The sequence below is a fragment of the Bacillus atrophaeus genome (assembly GCF_039519175.1).
Taxonomy (GTDB): domain Bacteria; phylum Bacillota; class Bacilli; order Bacillales; family Bacillaceae; genus Bacillus; species Bacillus atrophaeus.
Genome location: NZ_CP154443.1, coordinates 4,191,780 through 4,212,795 on the forward strand (window position 1 = coordinate 4,191,780; position 21,016 = coordinate 4,212,795).

Genomic DNA, 21,016 nt, shown 5'->3' on the forward strand with positions numbered 1-21,016 from the left:
CCTTGTTTGTTTTATACAATAGATATTGTTTTATTGGATGACGGTTTTTGCTGGGTTCCCCTGGCAAAAGCCGTTGTGCCTGTTCTCGCTACTTCTTTGATGCCATAAGGTTTTAACAATTCAATCAGCGCTTCAATTTTATTTGATTCGCCAGTCACCTGGACGACCAAACTGTCTCTGCTGACATCGACAACAGAGGCGCGGAACGGTTCTATTATCCCGTTAATCTCCGTCCTTGTTGACGGCGCTGATACGACCTTGATTAAGGCCAGCTCGCGCTGTACGATAGATTGATTTGTAATATCAGTAACTTTTAATACATCAATCTGTTTGTTCAGCTGCTTTGTCAGCTGTTCAACGTCGTTTTCCCCTTCTACATGGACAACGAATGTAATTCTTGAGACTCCGGCTGTTTCTGTGTGCCCGACTGTGATGCTTTCAATGTTATAGTGTCTTTTTGAGAAAAGGCCGGTAATTCGATTTAACACGCCGGAGCGGTTAACCACAGTCAGTGTAATAATTCTTTTCAAGGTTTCACCCCCACCATTTCATGCAGCCCTTTACCCGGCGCTATCATTGGAAATACTTTTTCGTCTCTTGCAACCCGGACATCAATGACGACCGGTTCATTCGAGGTTAAGGCCTCTTCCAGTTGTTCTTTCGCTTCCGCTTCAGATGTAATTCTGATGCCTTTGATTCCGTATGCCTCTGACAGCTTAACGAAGTCCGGCTGAGAAGAGAATTTAGACTCTGAATAACGTTCTTCATAGAAAATTTCCTGCCATTGTCTTACCATTCCGAGACACTCATTATTTAAAATGATGACTTTAACCGGAAGATGTAATTGGCGGATGACATCTAATTCTTGAAGGGTCATTTGGAATCCGCCGTCTCCGAGCACCGCCACCACTGTGGCATCTTTGTCGGCAAGCTGTGCCCCGATCGCTGCCGGAAGGCCAAATCCCATTGTTCCCAAACCGCCGGATGTCACCCATCTGTCAGCCTTTTGCAAAGGATAGAATTGAGCTGACCACATTTGATGCTGGCCGACATCAGTAGCTACAATCGCTTCGCCTTTTGTAAATTGGTGAATGTACTCAATCAGCTTCTGCGGTTTAAAGCCCTCTTCCTCATTGTCTACGTACCACAGAGGATACTCTTCCTTCCAATCAGCCAGCTGCTTTTTCCATTCGTCTGAATTGCTCTGCTTGCCGTTTTGTTTCATCAGCTCGCTCAAGACAATTTTGCTGTCGCCGACCACCGGGATTTGCGTTTCAATATTTTTTCCGATTTCAGCCGGGTCAATATCGATATGGGCGACTTTCGCGTATTTTGCAAAGTGTTTCAGATTTCCGGTGACACGGTCGTCAAATCGGGCACCGATGCTGATCAGCAGATCACAATGATAGAGAGCCATGTTGGCTGTATAAGTGCCATGCATGCCTGCCATTCCTAAGAAAAGCGGATGATCGGCAGGGAATCCGCCAAGCCCCAGAAGTGTATGAGCAACCGGGATTTGCTGCTGTTCAGCATAATTTTTTAATTCTTCTGACGCTTTTCCGTGCAAAACGCCCGCGCCCGCTAAAATGACTGGCTTCTTCGCGCTGCTTACGGCTTCTACCAGCTTGCGGATCTGTAAATAGTTAGGCTCTTTCGTCGGCTGGTATCCCGGGAGGTCAAGTTCATGATCGTAACTGAATTCACCTTCAATTGAAGCGACATCTTTCGGTATGTCGATCAATACCGGTCCCGGTCTTCCCGTTGTTGCGATATGAAAAGCCTCTTTGATGATTCTCGGCAGATCTTCCGGCTCACGCACTTGGTAGCTATGTTTTGTGACCGGCATCGTAATTCCCAAAATATCAGCTTCTTGGAAAGCATCGCTTCCGATAACAGAAGTCGCGACCTGGCCGGTAAAGACCACCAAAGGCAAGGAATCAATCATAGCGTCCGCAAGCCCTGTAACTAAATTTGTCGCTCCCGGCCCTGAAGTCGCGATGACAACACCAGGTTTGCCTGATACTCTCGCATAGCCTTCTGCCGCATGAATGGCCCCCTGTTCGTGACGGGGAAGGATATGTACCATTCCCGAGTTATAAAGCTTGTCATAGATCGGAAGGACGGCTCCGCCCGGATACCCAAAAATCATTTCAACTTTTTCTTTCTTTAATGATTCAATCAGCATCAGTGCCCCGTTCATCGTCTGTGTACATTTGGCAGAGGCAGAATCCACCTGTACATTTGTCCCCATTTGATTTCCTCCTTTTAGTTGCGAATCCTCCATAGATCAACATCTATTGATATAGCTGATTATTCAAATAAAAAAGCCTTTCCGCCCACAATTGGTCACGCAATGCCTGCGTTAGCCAAAAGGGGCGAAAAGGCTTTTCTTTCCGCGGTACCACCCTTGTTTACGGCCGTAAAATAGCCGTCTCATGGATATTTCTATCCGTTTTGGTAACGAGTAAACATCAATGTTCACTCGGCCGAGTCCTACTCTCATTTCAGACCGGCACTCTGAGGCGAGTTCACTCTGTGAAGTTCCGCCGGTTCTCAGCAATTCCCGGCTCTCTGTGGAAAACTTTTTCAAAGCTACTTATCCTCATCTTCGTTTTGATTATTCAGACTAATTTAACAACATGTTCTCAAAGGTTCAAAAAGTTAATGTGTATGGTTTGTTTTACAGCATCATATTAAGGTCTTTCAAAGTGTGAAACATGCATTTATCTTTTGTTTGAACTCATCTTACGCCGCTTTGAACGCAGTGTCAACAGCATTTTTAAAATTATTAGACAATTTAGATTAATCAATCTTATTTGTATACGCTTACATTATTGATGTATAAGGACCTATAAAAAGTAAAAGTTTTTATAATTTTTTTATTAATCTATTAACATTACCTCATCATTTCTCAAATTCCTATCAATATGTCACATTTTATAACGCAATATATAGCATTAGAAACTTTTTTGACAGATATCAGCAAAAAGATTTTCAAAAGTAAAAGCTCTTCGTCAGAAAATAGGCATAAACTGTTGTTATCTTGTATAGAAAAGGTAATTTTATGAATAAAGCGTATGCAGATATCCACGGATTGCCGCCGGCTTCCCTTCTTTTCCGCAATAGTACCAACCTTCTTTTCCAGGCGGATATCAGCAGGGATATCATCCTTGCGGTTCCCGCACAGTCCATACAGCGGTTGCCAGCTTTAATCTCAATTCCCTTATGGCTCAAGACACTATGGACAGCATTTCGGAGCCGCGAGAGGAAGCTATGGATTTTCGGGCCGCGGCGGTAGCGGATACAGCTTCGCGGGGGCTCATGGCGGCAGATTCAGCAGGGCGTCCAGGAGACACGGAGGGTTTAGGCAGGTTTTCGGTTAACAAAGCTTCGGAAGAACCACAGAAAACTTGCTTTATGGGCACATAAGATAAACTGAAAGCGCCAAATCGTCCTCGATAGTTTGGGATTTTTACATATATTTCAACTAAAAAATAATTCTCAAACATGATGAATGGATAATGAATGACCTCCTAGGAGAGTTTCTGAACTCCCGACCGACTTGGCTTAGAAGGCCCTCTTTATATAAGTACCATATGTAAACCGATAGTTTTGTGAGTTTTCCTGTCATCATACTTGGAAGTAAGATTGTATATATATAGACTTAATTTAACATGTAAACAGTGTAATCCACTTCACTGCTTATCCAAATGGATTATTACGGAGGGATTTTGTTATGAATATTAAAATAGATGATGTAACAAGTTCTGAAGTGGCTGAATTAGTGAGAGAGCATTTACATAGCATGTCGCTAATTTCTCCGCCGGAAAGTATACATGCATTAAATCTTGATGAATTGAAAAGGCCGGAGATGACCTTCTGGAGCGCATGGGAAGAAGATGAATTAGTTGGGTGCGGAGCGCTTAAGGAACTTGATGGTCTGCATGGAGAAATAAAATCAATGCGAACATCTTCGTCTCATTTAAGAAAGGGTGTTGCAAAACGACTTCTTCAGCACATCATTGAAGAGGCCAAGCAACGCGGCTATCGGCGGTTAAGTTTGGAAACGGGCTCAATAGCCTCTTTCGAACCGGCAAGAAGACTTTATGCCAGTTTTGGGTTCCAGTATTGCGAGCCGTTTTCGGACTATACTGATGACCCGAATAGTGTCTTTATGACAAAGGAATTATGAGCTTGTTTTTAACTAAAAGGAACGTACTTTAATAGCTTAGACATAAAATTGTCGCAGGAAATCGTACAAAAGAGGAGAGATAAAGCAGGTAATCATTGCTTTATCTCTCCTTATCTTTTATCTATAACCGTATACGCGCCAGCGCTTTCGTATCTAGTTCACCAGACTATGATGAATCGGCCGCGCAAATGTGCTTTTCATGCCGTTCCAGTTCTCTTAAATACGGTGCAGAAGACCATACTAACCTTTTAATTGAATTAATAACGTTCTATAAAAATTCAGATAGTATGCTGTTATGTTTTCTATTTTGTTTATTTTAAAGAGTAACGGGAATTAAAGACGACATGAACGATAATATTTAAAATTTAAAGGAGGAGATCCATATGACTAAAAGTGTAGTAGGTATCTATGAAACGCCAAGAGAAACGGTTGCAGCCATTGAAGGATTAAAGACCAGAGGGTATGATTCTGACAATATTTCTGTCGTTACAAATCGTAAAGATACAGATTATTTAGAGTCTCAGACAGGGACACAAGTAAAGCAAGCAGCTGATACAAATGATAGCGACTCAGAATCATTTTTCGATAAACTAAAAGATTATTTCACTATGGACGACTCTGGAACAAATCAAAACAAATTATCCGATTTAGATATTGCAAATGAAGATGCAGAGCGGTATCAAGAAGAATTAAATGACGGGAAAATTTTATTAGCAGTTGATACAGATGCAGAGTTAGACAACTCAACTATTGATAATGGACATGTTCTTTCAGGCGGATTTTCAAATGCACGCACATCTGATGAGATGACAGATTATACGACTAAAGAAGAAAAAACAATGCCGATCAGAGAAGAAGAATTAAATGTAAATAAGGAAGATGTTCAAACCGGTGAAGTAGAAATAGGTAAAGACGTCAAAACAGAACAAAGGGATATGGATATACCTGTGAAGCATGATGAAATTTACGTAGAACGCCGTCCAGTGAATGATAATACTGGTGAAGCTTCTCCTGTAAATGACTCAGAAACAATCAGAGTCCCGATCGTTGAAGAACAGGTAGAAGTAACAAAAAAACCGGTTGTAACCGATGAAGTCGTTATCGGAAAACGAACTGTGGAAGAGAATGAGCATGTATCAGAAACAGTGAAGAAAGAAGAGCCTCGTCTCAATAAAGAAGGACATGTCCGGAATCTAGATGATGATGACGATGCTTTAAATCATAAATAACTCTGTATCACCGTAAAAAGACTGATCTAAAAGATATTTTAGGTCAGTCTTTTTTTAGGATAAACATTCATATCTATACAAAAAACCTCAAACCCTTGTTTAACCAAGAAGTTTGAGGTTTTTCTTTCGGTACGTCCCAGGAGAGATTCGAACTCCCGACCGACGGCTTAGAAGGCCGTTGCTCTATCCTGCTGAGCTACTGGGACATGTTTTTGTTTTTTTCGCTTTAAGTATCAGCGACAAGATTTATTATATTAGGATTACAACAATAAGTCAACAGGTTTTTAGAATTTTTTTCATGAGGAAGAAATATTTCTCCCTCATGCTATGTTTCAAATGTGAAATGGCTTTGTAAGCCGGTGATTTCTTGCCCTGTTTGGTCGTAAAATGTTACTGTCGCTTCGTTTTCTGCTAGAGTCAGTATAGCATAGCTTTTTACGTTCCGCACCCGCGGCAGACGTATGCTGCCCGGGTTGATCATGAGTTTTCCGCGCAGCATTTCGCTTCCTGCGATATGTGAGTGTCCGAAGCAGATAATGTCTGCTCCCAGCTCCTCGGCACGATAGTAAACGGTTAAGAGAGACTGTTTAATGCCGTGCAGATGGCCGTGCACCACCAGAATGCGCTTTGACCCGGCTGACAGGATCAGCTCTTCCTCAAAATTACCGGTAAAGTCGCAATTGCCTTTCACAACGGAAAAAGGCCCTAATGCCGGATTCTCCGATTCAAGCTCAGAGTCGCCGCAATGAATCATGAGATCAACTTCTTTTTCATGGCGTTTTGCGATCATGTTAAGCTCTTCTTCCAGCCCGTGGCTGTCGCTGATGATCAGAACTTTCATTCTGCAAGCTCCTCCTTATTCCTCAAGCAGCTGTGACAACTTTTTCAGTGCGTTGGCTCTGTGGCTGATTTTATTTTTTTCATCACTGGTCAGCTCTGCCATTGTTTTATCTTTATCCTTTACGATAAAGATCGGATCATAGCCAAAGCCGTTTTCGCCTTTCGGCTCTTCTGCAATGTAGCCCTCGACATGCCCTTCGACTGTTTTTGTCTCTTCACCCGGAATACTGACGGCAAGCGCGCAGCGGAATCGGGCCGTACGCTGTTCTTTTTCAATGCCTTTCAGTTCCTGAAGCACTTTATTGATATTCGCCATGTCATCTTTTTGTTCGCCTGCATATCGGGCCGAATAAACGCCCGGGCTTCCGCCTAGATTGTCCACAGATAAACCTGAATCATCAGCAATGACCATTTTGTTCACTGCCTTGGCGACGGCTTCAGCTTTGAGAACCGCATTTTCTTCAAATGTGTGGCCGGTTTCTTCGATTTCTTCCAAAAATCCGATGTCCGCTAACGATTTGACATCGTACCCTTTTGGCGCAAGAATGTCTTTGAACTCTTTCACTTTTCCCGGATTGTGCGTTGCAATAATCGCTTCTTTCATGATGATCAAGCCTTTCTGTCTTTATTTCAGTTCTGGCAGGTAATCCCCCAGCACCGCTTTTTGCTTGTCAATCAGCTCTTGGATTCCTTTTTCTGCGAGGCTGAGAAGCCCGTCCAAATCCTCGCGTGAAAACGTCGCTTCCTCTCCGGTTCCCTGAAGCTCAACAAAGCGGCCGCTTCCCGTCATGATGACGTTCATGTCTACTTCCGCGGCGGAATCCTCCGTATAATTTAAATCTAACAGAAGTCCCCGCTCCTTATCAATTCCGACAGAAATCGCTGCTAAAAAGTCAGTGACTGGAGTCTTTTTGAGCACACCTGATTTTACTAGTTTTCCGATTGCGATACCCATTGCAAGAAACGCGCCTGTGATGGAGGCTGTTCTTGTCCCGCCGTCCGCCTGAATGACATCACAGTCTATCCAGATCGTCCTTTCACCGAGCTTTTCCAAATCGACGACCGCACGCAGCGCACGTCCGATCAGACGCTGAATTTCCATCGTTCTTCCGGTAACTTTCCCTTTTGAAGATTCTCTGATCGTCCTTTGATTGGTTGCCCGCGGCAGCATGCTGTATTCCGCCGTAATCCACCCTTTGCCTTCACCGCGCAAAAATGGCGGAACGCGGTCTTCCACAGATGCATTGCAGATCACTTTCGTGTTTCCCGCTGTAATTAAAACAGAACCTTCCGGATGGCTGATAAAATCCAGATCAAATGTGATCGGCCGCAGCTCATCGTGTTGTCTTCCGTCGTGTCTCATGTTTTACCTCCGATTGTATGTACATAAACCTTTTTTGTCCCGGAACTGAATAAAGAAAGAGGCAGCCGGAACGCTAACCTCTTTCTTACTAGTATATCAAAAATCCTAAATTAAAAACTACCCGTATTCACTTGCGACGGTCTTGATACCGGTTTTGAGAGCTTTTCACCTTTTTCATTGACCAACTCCGCCTTACCATTCACTTTTACAGACACGCTCTTCACATCGGGTTGCTCCGTTAATGTCAACACGATGCTGTTTAAGACCTCTGATGAGATCATCTTTGTCTTTTCGTCGGCACTTCCGTAAATCGAGCTGTTAAAATCAAGCGTAACATGGCCCTCTTTGAGCTTTGGTTTGCTCACGAGCTTCACGTTTTCTTGGAAATCCGTTAAAAGGCCGCTTGCCTTGCTCGGGCCATCCGCCAGCTCATTGATTGCGGCTGTAATGTCATTTGTCTCTGAATTGTCGATTCGTTTTGTCACAGGCACATAGTACTCGCTGTCATCTGTTTCTGCTAAATAATAGACTGTCACCGGGTGTGTAGCCGTCATGTCATTGACCCCGGCTGTCTCGATATTAATGCCGTCTTTTCTGCTTAAATCGTCTGAAATCGGAGTGCCGCCCACAGGCATTTCTTTCAGCTCATGCCCGTTAATTCTCATCTTCACTTTATCTACTGAACTAAACTGAGTGAGCGTCCATGTCACCGATTGGACAATTTTTTGTTCATCTTCTTTTTTATAATTTTTAAATTCATTGGAGAAATCAGCTACCGCAGTGCCGTCTTTTTTGATATCAACATTTACCGTTGTATCAGCCGGCAGAACAGCTCTGAACCCATTCGGCAGCATTTCTGTCACAGGTCCGCCTTGAACGAGGTATTCAAGCGCCTGTTTAGCGGTTCCCTCACTTTTTGGAAGGGGCAGCGTCTGTGCTACGACATATCCATTTTTATCAATCAGATAAAGCTCCCTCATGACTGTGGATGATTCTTGATCCGCTTTAGAGGTATCGCTTTTTTTGCTGTCGGTTTTATTTAAATCCGCCCCCGCTTCATCCTTTACATATGAAACATCTTGCGGCGGATCAATTTCCTCGGCTGTTTTATCGGATTGAAACAAACCGCATCCAGATAAAAGCAAGGCAGAGGTGAGACATGTTGCGGCGATGACAGTAGATCCTTTTTTCAGCATACTTTTCCCTCCTAAGGCTGTTTGTACTACTATGTATACGAGCCCTTTCGGGAAATAGACCGTAATCTTTGAATTTATGGCATAAGAAATAAAAAGAAGCGGCAAAAACCCCGCAGCACTTATGCTGCGGGGTATACAAACTATCTATTTACCGGTTCTTGAAGAGAGATGCATTCTACATGACCCACTTCATGGCCGAACCAATCATCAGCAATTTTTGCAAAACGGCTGCGCTCTCCGGTTGTGAGGAATTGATGTTCCGCCGCAAACGGAGACTGATTTAATAAGCCTTTATACGAAAGGATCGTGCTCACTTCCCGTGCGGTTTCATCGCCGGAAGAAATGATTTTCACATGCTCTCCCATGTATCTCTGAATCGCATCTTTTAAAATTGGGTAATGAGTGCATCCTAAAATAAGCGTATCAATGGTTGTGTTTTTCAGCGGGTGCAGTGATGTCTCGACAATTTCATCAGCTGTTTTATCAAGAAATTTCCCGCTTTCTACAAACGGCACGAGCAGCGGGCAGGCAAGATTTTCTACCTTCAGCTCTGTATTTAAAGCCACAAGCGCTTCTTCATAGGCGCCGCTTTTAATCGTATTCTCCGTGCCGATCACACCGATTGTTTGATTCTTCGTTACTTTGATCGCCGTTCTCGCTCCGGGCTGAATGACGCCGACAACAGGAATATCCACTTCACGTTTAATCGCGTCTAAAGCGATCGCTGTTGCGGTGTTGCAGGCAATCACAAGCATCTTAATGTGATGGCTGTTTAATAAGTACTGCGTTAATTCCCGCGTATATTGTAAAACTTCTTCTTCAGGACGCGGGCCGTACGGGCAGCGTTTCGTATCCCCTACGTATATGATATTTTCTTTTGGTAGCTGTCTTATGATTTCCTTAGCAACGGTTAACCCGCCAACCCCGGAATCAATGACTCCAATTGGTTGATCCAACAAAATCGCCTCATTTTCTTTTCATTTCTTGCTGCAGTTTCAACAATGATGTTTCGAAAACGACCACTTCGTCTTCTGAAAACGTCTCAAACATATCGCACAGATATTCCTGCCTTTTTTTGATCACTTCTTGAATAATGCGTTCTCCTTCAGGAAGCAGGTGAATTCTGACGACGCGTCTGTCCGACGGGTCCTTTACCCGCTCGACAAGCGCATTTTTTTGCATACGGTCAATAAGGTCTGTTGTCGTGCTGCATGCCAGATACATTTTCCCCGACAGCTCGCCTATTGTCATGTCTCCAAGTTCATAAAGCCATTGCAGGCCGACAAATTGAGGCGGTGTGATCGCATATTGATTAAGGATTTCTCTTCCTTTTTGTTTAATGATCGCGGCAATGTGGCGGAGTGACTTTTCAATGTCCGCAACATGCTCCAACTGTTTTGATGTCATATGTCCATCCCTCACTCAAGGATTTCTTGACGCAAATAAGCGTTCCGTGTCTATTTTCCTTCTTTTTTAAATAAAATGCAAGACTGATGAAGAAAAAGACGGGGTTTTCAGACTAATGACAAATAACCGGTTCCCTCTTGTAAAGAAGGAATACCGGCAAGAATTAGAGCTCTAGCTCACCCATTCTAAGAAGCTCAACAACGGCTTGCGAACGCCCTTTCACACCCAATTTCTGCATGGCATTTGAAATATGGTTACGAACGGTTTTCTCACTGATAAATAGCTCGCTTGCAATCTCCTTTGTTGTCTTATCTTGAACGAGCAATTCGAACACTTCTCTTTCTCTTTTTGTTAGCAGCGGCTTTGATTGAAATTCTTTCTCCTTCAAGTATTGTAACCCTCCTTGCTAAGGTGAGAGCGAATCTGAAACGAATGGGTTTTGATATAGTCAAGATATCTTATGTAAGGAGCGCGCGGGAGGTGACGTTTACACGAGAAATAGTTCATTGTTTATGCAAGGAGATTTGCTTTTTCACCTTCTGTCCAGCTGACAGCCTTGCCGCTTTTTTTGGAAATCTGCACCATGACAACTGAACCCGTAAAGCAAGGCTCGCCTTCTTGATTTTCTCCGAGGTAATGCAAGGTAAGAGATGCATTGCCGACAGCGCTTGTTTTCACAAAAATGCGCAGCGCTTCATAGGGCATGACCTGCCTCAAATAATCGCATTGCTGGTTGGCTACGACAGTCATTGTTTCTCGATTTTCATTCATCATGTGCAGCTTCTTGAAATAGGAAATCCTGGCTTCTTCAAAATAAATGAAAGGGGTTACATTATTCATATGGCCAAACATGTCTGTTTCTGAAAACCGAACCGATACTTCATCATAAAAGGAAAAGGACGCTCTCCATTGTTCAAACGGTCTATCTATATAAGCCGGCAGTTTCACTACATTCATCTCCTTTTTATCAAAAATAAGCCTCTTCCATGCGGAAGAGGCTTATAATTCTTATACTCTGTCGCTTCCGAAGAAATTGCGGAATGCTTGTAAATTCGTATCTCTGTTTAAGGCTGCAATAGAAGTTGTCAGCGGGATGCCTTTCGGACAGGATTGAACACAGTTTTGTGAGTTCCCGCAGTCTGCAAGACCCCCGTCTTCCATGAGCGCTTCCAAACGGTCGGATTTATTCATCGCCCCTGTCGGATGAGCGTTAAAGAGGCGAACCTGAGACATAGGAGCCGGCCCCATGAAATCAGATTTGCTGTTTACATTCGGGCAAGCTTCAAGACAGACGCCGCATGTCATGCATTTAGATAATTCATATGCCCATTGGCGGCGTTTTTCCGGCATTCTCGGACCGGGTCCTAAATCGTATGTTCCGTCAATCGGGACCCACGCTTTTACTTTTTTCAATGAATCAAACATTCTGCTGCGGTCTACTTGCAAATCGCGCACAACCGGGAATGTTTTCATCGGCTTTAAGCGGATCGGCTGTTCAAGCTGGTCAACAAGCGCCGTACAGGACTGGCGCGGCTTCCCGTTAATGACCATTGAGCATGCGCCGCATACTTCTTCAAGACAGTTCATGTCCCATGTGACAGGAGTTGTTTTTTCCCCTTTCACGTTGACCGGATTTCTGCGGATTTCCATTAAAGCTGAAATCACATTCAGATTCGGACGATAACCGATTTCAAATTCTTCATCATAAGGCGTGCTGTCGGCTGTATCTTGACGGGTGATAATAAACCGTATTGTCTTTTTTTCACTCATGATTATTTCGCCACCTTTTTCTTCGAGTAATCCCGTTTACGAGGTGTGATCAGTGAAACATCGACATCCTGATAATCAAATTCCGGCGCCTCAAACTGCCCAACGTGCTTAGCCATTGTTGTTTTGAGCCACTCATCGTCGTTACGCTCAGGATAATCCGGTTTATAATGCGCACCCCTGCTTTCGTTACGGTTATAAGCGCCGAGTGTAATGACCCTGGCCAGCTGCAGCATATTCGAGAGTTGGCGGGTAAACATCGCACCCTGGTTGCTCCATTTTGTGGTGTCATTGATATTGATTTTTTGGTACCGTTCCATTAATTCCTGAATCTTATCATCGGTTTTCAAGAGCTTGTCATTATGACGGACAACCGTTACGTTGGCAGTCATCCATTCACCAAGCTCTCTGTGAAGCACATAAGCATTCTCGTCGCCGTCCATGCTCATAATATTGGCCCATTTTTCTTCTTCTTTTTTCGTGTGGGCATCAAATAAAGCTGAAGACATATCTTCGACTGAAGATTCCAGGCCGTTTACGTATTTAACCGCATTCGGACCTGCTACCATGCCTCCGTAAATGGCGGAGAGAAGAGAGTTCGCCCCTAAGCGGTTTCCTCCGTGCATAGAGTAATCACATTCACCGGCTGCAAAAAGGCCCGGGATATTTGTCATTTGATCGTAATCCACCCATAATCCGCCCATTGAGTAATGGACTGCAGGGAAGATTTTCATCGGAAGCTTGCGCGGGTCGTCGCCCATAAATTTTTCATAGATTTCAATGATGCCGCCAAGCTTGATATCAAGCTCTTTCGGATCTTTATGAGACAGGTCGAGATACACCATGTTTTCGCCGTTAATGCCTAGTTTTTGATTGACGCATACATCAAATATTTCGCGTGTCGCAATATCCCGGGGCACAAGGTTTCCGTACGCCGGATATTTTTCTTCAAGGAAATACCACGGTTTCCCGTCTTTATATGTCCACACACGTCCGCCTTCACCGCGTGCTGATTCACTCATCAGTCTCAGCTTATCATCACCCGGTATTGCTGTCGGATGAATTTGGATAAATTCTCCGTTCGCGTAATATGCACCCTGCTGATACACGATTGAAGCTGCAGAGCCTGTGTTGATCATAGAGTTCGTTGACTTTCCGAATACAATGCCCGGTCCGCCCGTTGCCATGATGACCGCGTCTGAACGGAACGACTCAATTTGCATATTTGTCAGATTTTGCGCGACAATCCCGCGGCATGTTCTGTCATCATCTAAGACAGCGCCAAGGAATTCCCAGCCTTCGTATTTCGTAACAAGGCCTGCGACTTCATATCTGCGGACCTGCTCGTCCAGCGCATATAGCAGCTGCTGTCCAGTCGTCGCGCCCGCATATGCAGTTCTGTGATGCTGAGTGCCTCCAAAACGGCGGAAATCAAGAAGTCCTTCAGGCGTACGGTTAAACATAACGCCCATCCGGTCCATTAAATGGATGATTGACGGCGCCGCGTCACACATTGCTTTTACCGGCGGCTGATTCGCGAGAAAGTCTCCGCCGTACACTGTGTCATCGAAATGCTCCCATGGAGAGTCGCCTTCCCCTTTTGTATTAACCGCTCCATTTATTCCGCCTTGCGCACAAACTGAGTGTGAGCGTTTGACGGGAACTATAGAAAAAAGCTTAACTGCCGTTCCGGATTCCGCTGCTTTAATTGTCGCCATAAGGCCGGCCAGACCCCCGCCGACTACGATAATGCTTGATTGACTCATGATAGCCCCTCTCCCTCTAGTAATCTAATACTCTTATACAAATGCCAAAATCGCTTTTAATCCTACGTAAGACAATGCAACAAAAATGATCAGCGTTACGTACGTCGAAATTTTTTGAGAACGCGGTGTCACAGTAATACCCCAAGTAACCGCGAACGACCATAACCCGTTCGAAAAGTGGAAAATGGTAGATATCACACCTACAATGTAGAAGCCCAGCATAAAAGGAGAGCTTAAGATATTCGCCATCATATCGAAATTGACTTCAGCGCCAAGCTGTGCCGCGATGCGCGTTTCCCATAGGTGCCAGCTGACGAAAATAAGAGTGATGATACCGGTTACACGCTGCATGACGAAAAGCCAGTTTCTCATATAGCTGTACTGGCCTGCATTGTTTTTTGCAGTAAATGCTATGTACACGCCGTAAACCGCATGATAAATTAAAGGTAAGAAGATAATAAAAATTTCCAAAGCATACCTGAATGGCAGGCTATCCATAAAATGAGCCGCATTGTTGAATGCTTCCGCTCCCCTTGCGGCAAACTGGTTGACAACTAAATGCTGAATTAAAAATATGCCGACCGGTATGACGCCGAGCAAGGAATGCAATCTTCGAAAATAAAACTCTCTGTTCCCAGACATTACTTTACCCCCTAGTTTGATAAGTGCGAAATGTGATAAATCTCTGTCCCCCGCTTCTTTCAATTGTAAGCACTTTATTAAGATTTATTGACAATTTCATTTTACTCCTCCCTCAAAAGGTCGTCAAGAAAACGCGTACATAAATTACAATTTTCCGAATTAAATAGTTGGTTTGAAAATTTTATTTTATTAATATACGTTTATCCTTTATTTTTCACGAGAAATAAAGGATCATTCTGTCAACCTTACCCCTGTTTAAGCTATAATAAACGAAGGAGAGAGGGGAGACATGTTATGAAGAATAAATATGAAGAATCAATACAAAACCTAAAAGAAATTGAACTCAACGCCTACGCCTACGAACTGATCCGAGAGATTGTCCTCCCAGACATGCTTGGCCAAGATTATTCATCCATGATGTATTGGGCAGGAAAGCATCTAGCCCGCAAGTTCCCTCTTGAATCATGGGAAGAGTTTCCGGCTTTCTTTGAAGAAGCCGGCTGGGGAACCCTCACAAATGTCAGCAGCAAGAGACAGGAGCTTGAGTTTGAGCTGGAGGGCCCGCTCGTTTCAAATCGCCTTACATATCAAAAAGAGCCGTGCTTTCAGCTTGAAGCAGGTTTTATCGCTGAACAAATTCAATTGATGAATGACCAGATCGCTGAATCATATGAACAAATCAAAAAGCGGGCAGACAAAGTGGTTCTGACCGTGAAATGGGATATGAAAGATCCTGTTTGATCAAAAAAGGGCGAAGACTTTACAGTCTTCGCCTCTTTGCTTGTCCTTTACACGACCGACGCCTGCTTTGATAGTTCAAACGCATCGTGTAACGCTTCTACCGCTTTCACCATGTCATTTTCGCTTATCACCGTTGAGACTTTAATTTCAGAAGTGCTGACCATTTTTACTTGAATATTCTTTTTCGCAAGGACCGCGAACATCTCAGCCGCTACTCCCGGGTTAGATACCATACCGGAGCCGACGATTGACACTTTGGCCAATTTGCTTTCGGTTTCAATTTGGTCGAATTTCAACGCATCTTTATACTCATCAAGCACGGCCACAGTATTGTCAGTGTCTTCGGATTTGACGGAGAAGGAAATGCCGGTTTTATTGTCGCCTGCCGCTGTTTGAATAATGATATCCACGTTAATGTTCCGTTTCGCAAGTGCGGTGAAAATAGTTGAAAGTGTCGTCAGGCCGTTTGCCAGACCGGAGACTGTAACCCTTGTAATCTGATCCTCAAATGCAATGCCTCTGACAATTAAATTCTGTTCCATGGATGGTTCCTCCTCAATTAATGTTCCCGCTTCGGTTTCTGTACTTGAACGCACTTCTAAAGGCACTTGATAATTCTTCGCAAATTCAACGGCTCTCGGGTGAAGCACGCCTGCTCCTAAGTTGGCAAGCTCCAGCATTTCATCGTATGAGATTCCCGACAGCTTTCTCGCCGATTTCACGTAACGCGGATCGGTTGTAAATACACCGGGCACGTCCGTATAGATATCACACTTATCCGCTTTTAATGCGGCTGCCAAAGCGACAGCGGTTGTGTCTGAACCGCCCCGTCCCAGCGTTGTGATTTGGCCCTCTTCTGTCATGCCCTGAAATCCGGCGACAACGACGATCTTGCCTTCACTGAGCTGATCTTCAACGGCAGATGTGTTGATATCCGTAATTCTGGCGTTGCCATGGACATGTTCTGTGCGGATGCCGGCCTGCCAGCCTGTATAAGAAACCGCGTCATAGCCTTGTTCTTGAAGCGCCATGGAAAGGAGTGAGATTGTAACCTGCTCTCCTGTCGCAAGCAGCATATCCATTTCTCTTTTGCTCGGCTGAGCGGTAATCTGCTTTGCAAGGCTGACTAATGAATCTGTTGATTTGCCCATAGCAGACACCACGACAACGACTTGATGACCTTGTTTTTTTTCAGCAATGGCGCGATTGGCCGCATTTTGAATTTTTTCGGCTGAACCGACAGAAGTACCTCCGAATTTTTGTACGATGAGACCCATACATACCACCCTTTACATTTTGGTTCGTGCGGATGAGGAGAAAGAGCGCTTTGTTCACAATAAAAAAAGCAATGAGAGGAATTCGCTCTCATTGCTTATCAATTAATCATCACGATGATTATGAACAACGAGATAGCCCTCCAAGAAAATGATTTCTTGACAGCCTTACATTTTTTCAATGCACGGCCAGCAAATAAAACAGATGGGGTTTTATTTACTTCGGCGACGCTCCCCTTTCAGCCTTTTTCACAGAAACCATCTTTCTCCAAAGGCTTACTCTTGAAGTTCGCACCTCTATCTTCACCATATTACACGATCTAACTTATGAAATTAGTTCACATTTTATCAGACTTCTTTAAAAAGGACAACGTTATTTTTTCAATTTATCATAAAGCAGCTGCGCCGCCGCGGAAGGAACGCCCGCCTTTTGGATGTCTTCAAGGCTTGCTTCCTTCATTTTTTTGACTGAGCCAAAATGCTTTAATAGCGATTTTTTTCGTTTTTCGCCTATGCCCGGGATGTCGTCCAATACAGATTGAAAAGCGCTTTTCCCCCTGATTTGCCTGTGGAAACTGATCGCAAACCGGTGAACTTCGTCCTGAATCCGCTGAAGCAGGTAAAATTCCTGGCTGTTCCGTTCAAGGTAAATGGCCTCCAGCGGATCGCCTATTAATAAATTCGATGTTCTGTGTTTGTCATCCTTGGCCAAACCGGCAATCGGCACATCCAAGCCAAGTTCATTTTCGAGCACGTCTTTCGCGGCGTTAATTTGGCCTTTTCCTCCATCAATGATAATCAAATCAGGCAGCGGCAGGTTTTCACGAAGCACTCTCGAATACCGCCTTCTGACGACTTCTCTCATTGAGCCGTAATCATCCGGACCTGTAACCGTTTTGATTTTGTATTTGCGGTATTCCTTTTTGTTCGGTTTTCCGTCAATAAACACAATCATGGCCGATACAGGATTTGTTCCTTGAATGTTTGAGTTATCAAATGCTTCAATCCGGTGGGGCGTATAAATATTTAACGCTTCTCCCAATCTCTGAACAGCCCCGATCGACCGCTCCTCATCACGTTCTATCAGAGAGAATTTTTCCTTCAGCGCGATTTTCGCATTTTTATGCGCGAGCATCAGCAGCTCTTTTTTCGCTCCTTTTTTCGGCTGGTGTACGCTTGTTTCCAGCAGCTGCTCAATCATGGTTTGGTCGACACTGTCAGGCACTAAAATTTCCTTCGGCAGGAAGTGATTGTTTTTGGAATAAAATTGGCCGATAAAAGTGAGGAATTCTTCATCCGCTTCCTGATACATCGGAAACATGCTGACATCACGTTCAATGAGCTTGCCTTGCCGGATGAAAAAGACCTGCACACACATCCAGCCTTTGTCATACGCATAGGCGAACACATCACGGTCAACAAGGTCGTTCATCGTCATTTTTTGTTTTTCCATCGTTGATTCAATATGGGCCATTTGGTCGCGGAGCTCCTTCGCCCGTTCAAATTCAAGATTTTCAGCCGCTTCGTGCATTTTTTCTTCCAGTTCTTTTTTGACTTGATTGTAGCCTCCCTTTAAAAAACGGGTGATCTCGTCAACCAGCTGTCTGTTCGTCTCCTCGGAAATATCTTTTACACACGGAGCGAGGCATTGGCCGAGGTGATAATACAGACAAACACGGTCCGGAAGTTTTGAACACTTTCTGAGCGGGTACAGGCGGTCGAGAAGCTTTTTCGTTTCCCTTGCTGCCTGCACGTTCGGGTAAGGGCCGAAATAACGCCCTTTGTCTTTTTTTACATTGCGGGTGACAATCAGTCTCGGATGGCGTTCATGAGTGATTTTAATAAACGGATAGGTTTTATCATCTTTGAGCATGATATTGTATTTCGGATCATGCTTTTTGATTAAATTCATTTCTAAAATCAGCGCTTCCAGATTGGAGGAGGTTACGATATATTCAAAATCCTCTATTTCCGTCACAAGCCGTTGGGTTTTGGCATCATGAGAACCGGTAAAGTAAGAGCGCACTCTGTTTTTGAGCACTTTCGCTTTCCCCACATAGATAATCGTTTGCTGGCGGTCCTTCATTAAATAACACCCGGGCTGATCGGGAAGGAGGGCGAGTTTCTCTTTTATATGTTTGTTCATGCGGTACCCTTCCTTATATTAGTCCTGATTTTTCATTTATATTAAGTGTAACACGAACATTTGTTTTTCACCATTTTCATAATCTGAATATAAAAAAAGCGATCCCGAGTTGGAATCGCCCTGCATCGCCGCAGCCGAATTACATATGTTTGTTTACAAGCTCTTGAAGCGCTTCTTTCGGTTTGAAACCGACAGATGTTTCAACAACCTCGCCGTCTTTTAATACTAGAAGCGTCGGAATACTCATAACGCCGTATTTGCCGGCTGTTTCTTGGTTTTCATCTACGTCGATTTTGACGATTTTCAGTTTGTCGCCCATTTCTTGATCAAGCTCTTCAAGAACAGGTGCAATCATTTTACAAGGTCCGCACCAAGGCGCCCAGAAATCTGCCAGTACGACACCTTCGTTTGTTTCAGCTGAGAACGATTGATCAGTTGCTTTTACGATAGCCATTATTTAATTCCTCCATTTGTGAAATGATGATTTTTAGTATAGCATCTCCCATTCGTTCTTGCTAATTAAATGCTTGAAAATTATGTTTCCCTGTTCAATATTGATTTACTCAGCTTTTTAAGCTGCAAGATCACATGTATTTAACTTGTTTAAAAAACGAATCTAATAATAGCTCCAATCACTACGATGGCTCCGATAATCATTAAAATGGTGCGAAGCATAGGACAACATCCCTTCTATATAAGCATGATACTTTATTATGCCCCGTTGCATGATTTTCAAAACCTAAAAACCCCTGAGCGCTATGACAGGGGTTTTTGGAGCTGCAGCGTTATGCCCCGACGGTGATTAAAACGATTGACATCGGAGGAAGCTTCACTTTCAGCCGGCAGTCTTCGATCGTAAAGCGGTCAAATGCTTCCGGCTTGATGCTGTCCGGCTTGTCAAATGTATTATGGGCGTTCATGTGCTTCGCATGGAGAATGACCCCCGAGCTTTCGTTTATGTTCTCAAGCCCCCTGAGCTTTATCTCCGCATCAGCTTTGTTTTGATGATCAATATTGCAAATGGTGATATTGATGGCGCCCTTTTTGTTTTTCGAGGCTGATATATTGATTTGGGGCATTCTTTCCCCCTTCCATTCATACTCAGCAGCCGTGACGTCTGTCGCCAATAGAGACGCGTCCTGATGCACTTTAAACATCTCGAATACATGGTACGTCGGAGTCAGAAGCATATTTTCTCCATCAGTAAGAATCATGGCCTGAAGCACGTTTACAGCTTGTGCGATATTCGCCATTTGAACACGGCTGCAATGCTTGTGGAAAATATGAAAATGTGAAGCAGCAACCAGAGCATCACGAATGGTATTTTGCTGGTACAAGAAACCGGGGTTGGTGCCAGGCTCAGGATCAAACCAGGTACCCCATTCGTCGATGATCAGTCCGACACGCTCATCGGGATCATATCGGTCCATGATCGTGCTATGCTTTCGGATCAACTCGTCCATATAATCTGCCTTTTTCATCGTAATGAACCATTCATCTTCAGTGAATTCTGTCGCAGAGCCCTTTCCCTTCCAAAAGTCTCCCGGAATAGTGTAATAATGAAGGCTTAATCCGTCCATGAGATTGGCCGCCTTGCTCATGAGTACTTCTGTCCATTTAAAATCATCCACATTCGCTCCGCCGGCAATTTTATAGATTTCATTTCCGCTGTAATTGCGGACATAGGTTTGAAAGCGGCGATATAAGTCAGCGTAGTACTCAGGATGCATATTGCCGCCGCAGCCCCAGTTTTCATTTCCCACGCCGAAATATGTCAGCTTCCACGGGTCCTCTCTTCCGTTTTGTTTTCTCCAGTCTGACATCGGTGTGCCGCCTTCAAACGTCATATATTCCACCCATTCTGACATTTCTTGAACGGTTCCGCTGCCGACATTTCCGCATATATACGGTTCACACTCAAGCATGTCGCACAGCATCATAAATTCATGGGTGCCGAATTCATTTGACTCAATCGTTCCGCCCCAATGAGTGTTCAGCATAGATTTACGATCGCCTACTCCGTTAGCCCAATGATACTCATCCGCAAAGCATCCGCCCGGCCACCTGAGAACGGGAATTTGCAGCCGTTTTAAAGCTTCCAGCACATCTTTTCTTACGCCGTTGACATGAGGAATCTCTGAATCTTTTCCAACCCAAATTCCCTCGTATATCCCTCTTCCTAAATGTTCAGCAAACTGGCCATATATGTTTTTGTTAATGGTTCCTTTTTCAATATCCGTTTGAATAACCGCAGTATTTTTTTTCATCCCCTGACCATTCCTCTCATGTATAAAATGCAGAAGCACCCTAGTGATCTGTCAATCTGCTTTATGTTTACCACAGTTTTACTTAAAGTTTTTGTAAGCGATTTCATAAATCTATCCTATTATATATATTCGTACATGTCAATTAAAAAAGTGAATTTTATATTATTTGTACGTATGTATTTTCAA

The 21,016-nt window shown here is 43.9% G+C and carries 20 protein-coding genes, 1 tRNA gene, 1 riboswitch and 1 other annotated feature; of the genes, 3 read left to right on the forward strand and 18 right to left on the reverse strand.

The annotated features are described in order from the left end of the window. Positions 1 to 11: 11 nt before the first annotated feature. Together ilvN and ilvB are read right to left on the reverse strand one after the other, a co-directional pair. Positions 12 to 530: an acetolactate synthase small subunit gene (ilvN, locus tag AAHT65_RS21165; RefSeq protein WP_003325202.1), complete on the reverse strand. Its 519-nt coding sequence runs from the start codon at positions 528 to 530 to the stop codon at positions 12 to 14. Then, positions 527 to 2,251, reverse strand: coding sequence for an acetolactate synthase large subunit (ilvB, locus tag AAHT65_RS21170; RefSeq protein ID WP_106046829.1), 1,725 nt, complete (start codon positions 2,249 to 2,251; stop codon positions 527 to 529). Before ilvB ends, ilvN begins: the two co-directional genes overlap by 4 nt. A 117-nt stretch (positions 2,252 to 2,368) precedes the next feature. Then, positions 2,369 to 2,618: a binding site (T-box leader), on the reverse strand. A 1,118-nt stretch (positions 2,619 to 3,736) separates the two neighbouring features. Between ilvB and AAHT65_RS21175 the strand changes: the two genes are divergently transcribed. Then, positions 3,737 to 4,192: a GNAT family N-acetyltransferase gene (locus tag AAHT65_RS21175; RefSeq protein WP_343310781.1), complete on the forward strand. Its 456-nt coding sequence runs from the start codon at positions 3,737 to 3,739 to the stop codon at positions 4,190 to 4,192. Positions 4,193 to 4,575: 383 nt separating this feature from the next. Continuing rightward, on the forward strand, positions 4,576 to 5,421 hold the full coding sequence (locus AAHT65_RS21180; protein WP_061670269.1) for a YsnF/AvaK domain-containing protein: 846 nt from the start codon (positions 4,576 to 4,578) through the stop codon (positions 5,419 to 5,421). Between the two features lie 132 nt (positions 5,422 to 5,553). Here the strand turns inward: AAHT65_RS21180 and AAHT65_RS21185 are convergent. The 12 genes from AAHT65_RS21185 to sdhC all read right to left on the reverse strand — a co-directional run bounded on the left by AAHT65_RS21185 (position 5,554) and on the right by sdhC (position 14,402). Then, positions 5,554 to 5,627: transfer RNA gene (locus AAHT65_RS21185), tRNA-Arg, on the reverse strand. A 119-nt stretch (positions 5,628 to 5,746) separates the two neighbouring features. Then, on the reverse strand, positions 5,747 to 6,262 hold the full coding sequence (locus AAHT65_RS21190; RefSeq protein WP_003325197.1) for a YfcE family phosphodiesterase: 516 nt from the start codon (positions 6,260 to 6,262) through the stop codon (positions 5,747 to 5,749). A gap of 15 nt (positions 6,263 to 6,277) precedes the next feature. Further along, positions 6,278 to 6,874 (reverse strand): XTP/dITP diphosphatase, encoded by a 597-nt coding sequence (locus AAHT65_RS21195; RefSeq protein WP_088117699.1) that lies wholly within the window; start codon positions 6,872 to 6,874, stop codon positions 6,278 to 6,280. A gap of 12 nt (positions 6,875 to 6,886) precedes the next feature. Beyond that, positions 6,887 to 7,624, reverse strand: a complete 738-nt coding sequence (gene rph / locus AAHT65_RS21200; protein WP_094232532.1) for a ribonuclease PH — start codon at positions 7,622 to 7,624, stop codon at positions 6,887 to 6,889. 110 nt (positions 7,625 to 7,734) lie between these two features. Then, positions 7,735 to 8,820 (reverse strand): GerMN domain-containing protein, encoded by a 1,086-nt coding sequence (locus AAHT65_RS21205; protein ID WP_061670270.1) that lies wholly within the window; start codon positions 8,818 to 8,820, stop codon positions 7,735 to 7,737. 140 nt (positions 8,821 to 8,960) lie between these two features. Continuing rightward, complete coding sequence (racE, locus tag AAHT65_RS21210; RefSeq protein WP_087941853.1) at positions 8,961 to 9,779, reverse strand: glutamate racemase; 819 nt, start codon at positions 9,777 to 9,779, stop codon at positions 8,961 to 8,963. A 7-nt stretch (positions 9,780 to 9,786) separates the two neighbouring features. Next, a complete protein-coding gene (locus tag AAHT65_RS21215; RefSeq protein ID WP_003325192.1) occupies positions 9,787 to 10,227 on the reverse strand; it encodes a MarR family winged helix-turn-helix transcriptional regulator in 441 nt (146 codons plus the stop codon). Between the two features lie 163 nt (positions 10,228 to 10,390). After that, positions 10,391 to 10,615 (reverse strand): spore germination transcription factor GerE, encoded by a 225-nt coding sequence (gerE, locus tag AAHT65_RS21220; RefSeq protein ID WP_003184172.1) that lies wholly within the window; start codon positions 10,613 to 10,615, stop codon positions 10,391 to 10,393. A gap of 122 nt (positions 10,616 to 10,737) precedes the next feature. Further along, positions 10,738 to 11,175 (reverse strand): acyl-CoA thioesterase, encoded by a 438-nt coding sequence (locus AAHT65_RS21225; RefSeq protein WP_088117702.1) that lies wholly within the window; start codon positions 11,173 to 11,175, stop codon positions 10,738 to 10,740. 60 nt (positions 11,176 to 11,235) lie between these two features. Then, on the reverse strand, positions 11,236 to 11,997 hold the full coding sequence (sdhB, locus tag AAHT65_RS21230; RefSeq protein ID WP_003325190.1) for a succinate dehydrogenase iron-sulfur subunit: 762 nt from the start codon (positions 11,995 to 11,997) through the stop codon (positions 11,236 to 11,238). Positions 11,998 to 11,999: 2 nt separating this feature from the next. After that, the gene (sdhA, locus tag AAHT65_RS21235) at positions 12,000 to 13,760 is read right to left on the reverse strand and encodes a succinate dehydrogenase flavoprotein subunit (protein ID WP_003325189.1); all 1,761 of its coding nucleotides are present in this window, start codon (positions 13,758 to 13,760) and stop codon (positions 12,000 to 12,002) included. Between the two features lie 33 nt (positions 13,761 to 13,793). Next, complete coding sequence (gene sdhC / locus AAHT65_RS21240) at positions 13,794 to 14,402, reverse strand: succinate dehydrogenase cytochrome B558 (protein ID WP_003325188.1); 609 nt, start codon at positions 14,400 to 14,402, stop codon at positions 13,794 to 13,796. Between the two features lie 294 nt (positions 14,403 to 14,696). Here sdhC and AAHT65_RS21245 point away from each other — a divergent pair, with 294 nt between their 5' ends. Then, positions 14,697 to 15,143 (forward strand): YslB family protein, encoded by a 447-nt coding sequence (locus tag AAHT65_RS21245; RefSeq protein ID WP_010789410.1) that lies wholly within the window; start codon positions 14,697 to 14,699, stop codon positions 15,141 to 15,143. A 47-nt stretch (positions 15,144 to 15,190) separates the two neighbouring features. Here the strand turns inward: AAHT65_RS21245 and AAHT65_RS21250 are convergent, their stop codons facing one another. From AAHT65_RS21250 to AAHT65_RS21265, 4 genes are all read right to left on the reverse strand, one after another. Further along, positions 15,191 to 16,420: an aspartate kinase gene (locus tag AAHT65_RS21250; RefSeq protein ID WP_061572628.1), complete on the reverse strand. Its 1,230-nt coding sequence runs from the start codon at positions 16,418 to 16,420 to the stop codon at positions 15,191 to 15,193. A 125-nt stretch (positions 16,421 to 16,545) separates the two neighbouring features. Beyond that, a riboswitch (Lysine riboswitch) is annotated at positions 16,546 to 16,725 on the reverse strand. Positions 16,726 to 16,790: 65 nt separating this feature from the next. Further along, the gene (gene uvrC, locus AAHT65_RS21255) at positions 16,791 to 18,563 is read right to left on the reverse strand and encodes an excinuclease ABC subunit UvrC (protein WP_061572627.1); all 1,773 of its coding nucleotides are present in this window, start codon (positions 18,561 to 18,563) and stop codon (positions 16,791 to 16,793) included. Positions 18,564 to 18,702: 139 nt separating this feature from the next. Further along, a complete protein-coding gene (trxA, locus tag AAHT65_RS21260) occupies positions 18,703 to 19,017 on the reverse strand; it encodes a thioredoxin (RefSeq protein ID WP_003325184.1) in 315 nt (104 codons plus the stop codon). Positions 19,018 to 19,348: 331 nt separating this feature from the next. Beyond that, positions 19,349 to 20,830: an alpha-N-arabinofuranosidase gene (locus AAHT65_RS21265; protein ID WP_061670273.1), complete on the reverse strand. Its 1,482-nt coding sequence runs from the start codon at positions 20,828 to 20,830 to the stop codon at positions 19,349 to 19,351. Positions 20,831 to 21,016: the final 186 nt, after the last annotated feature.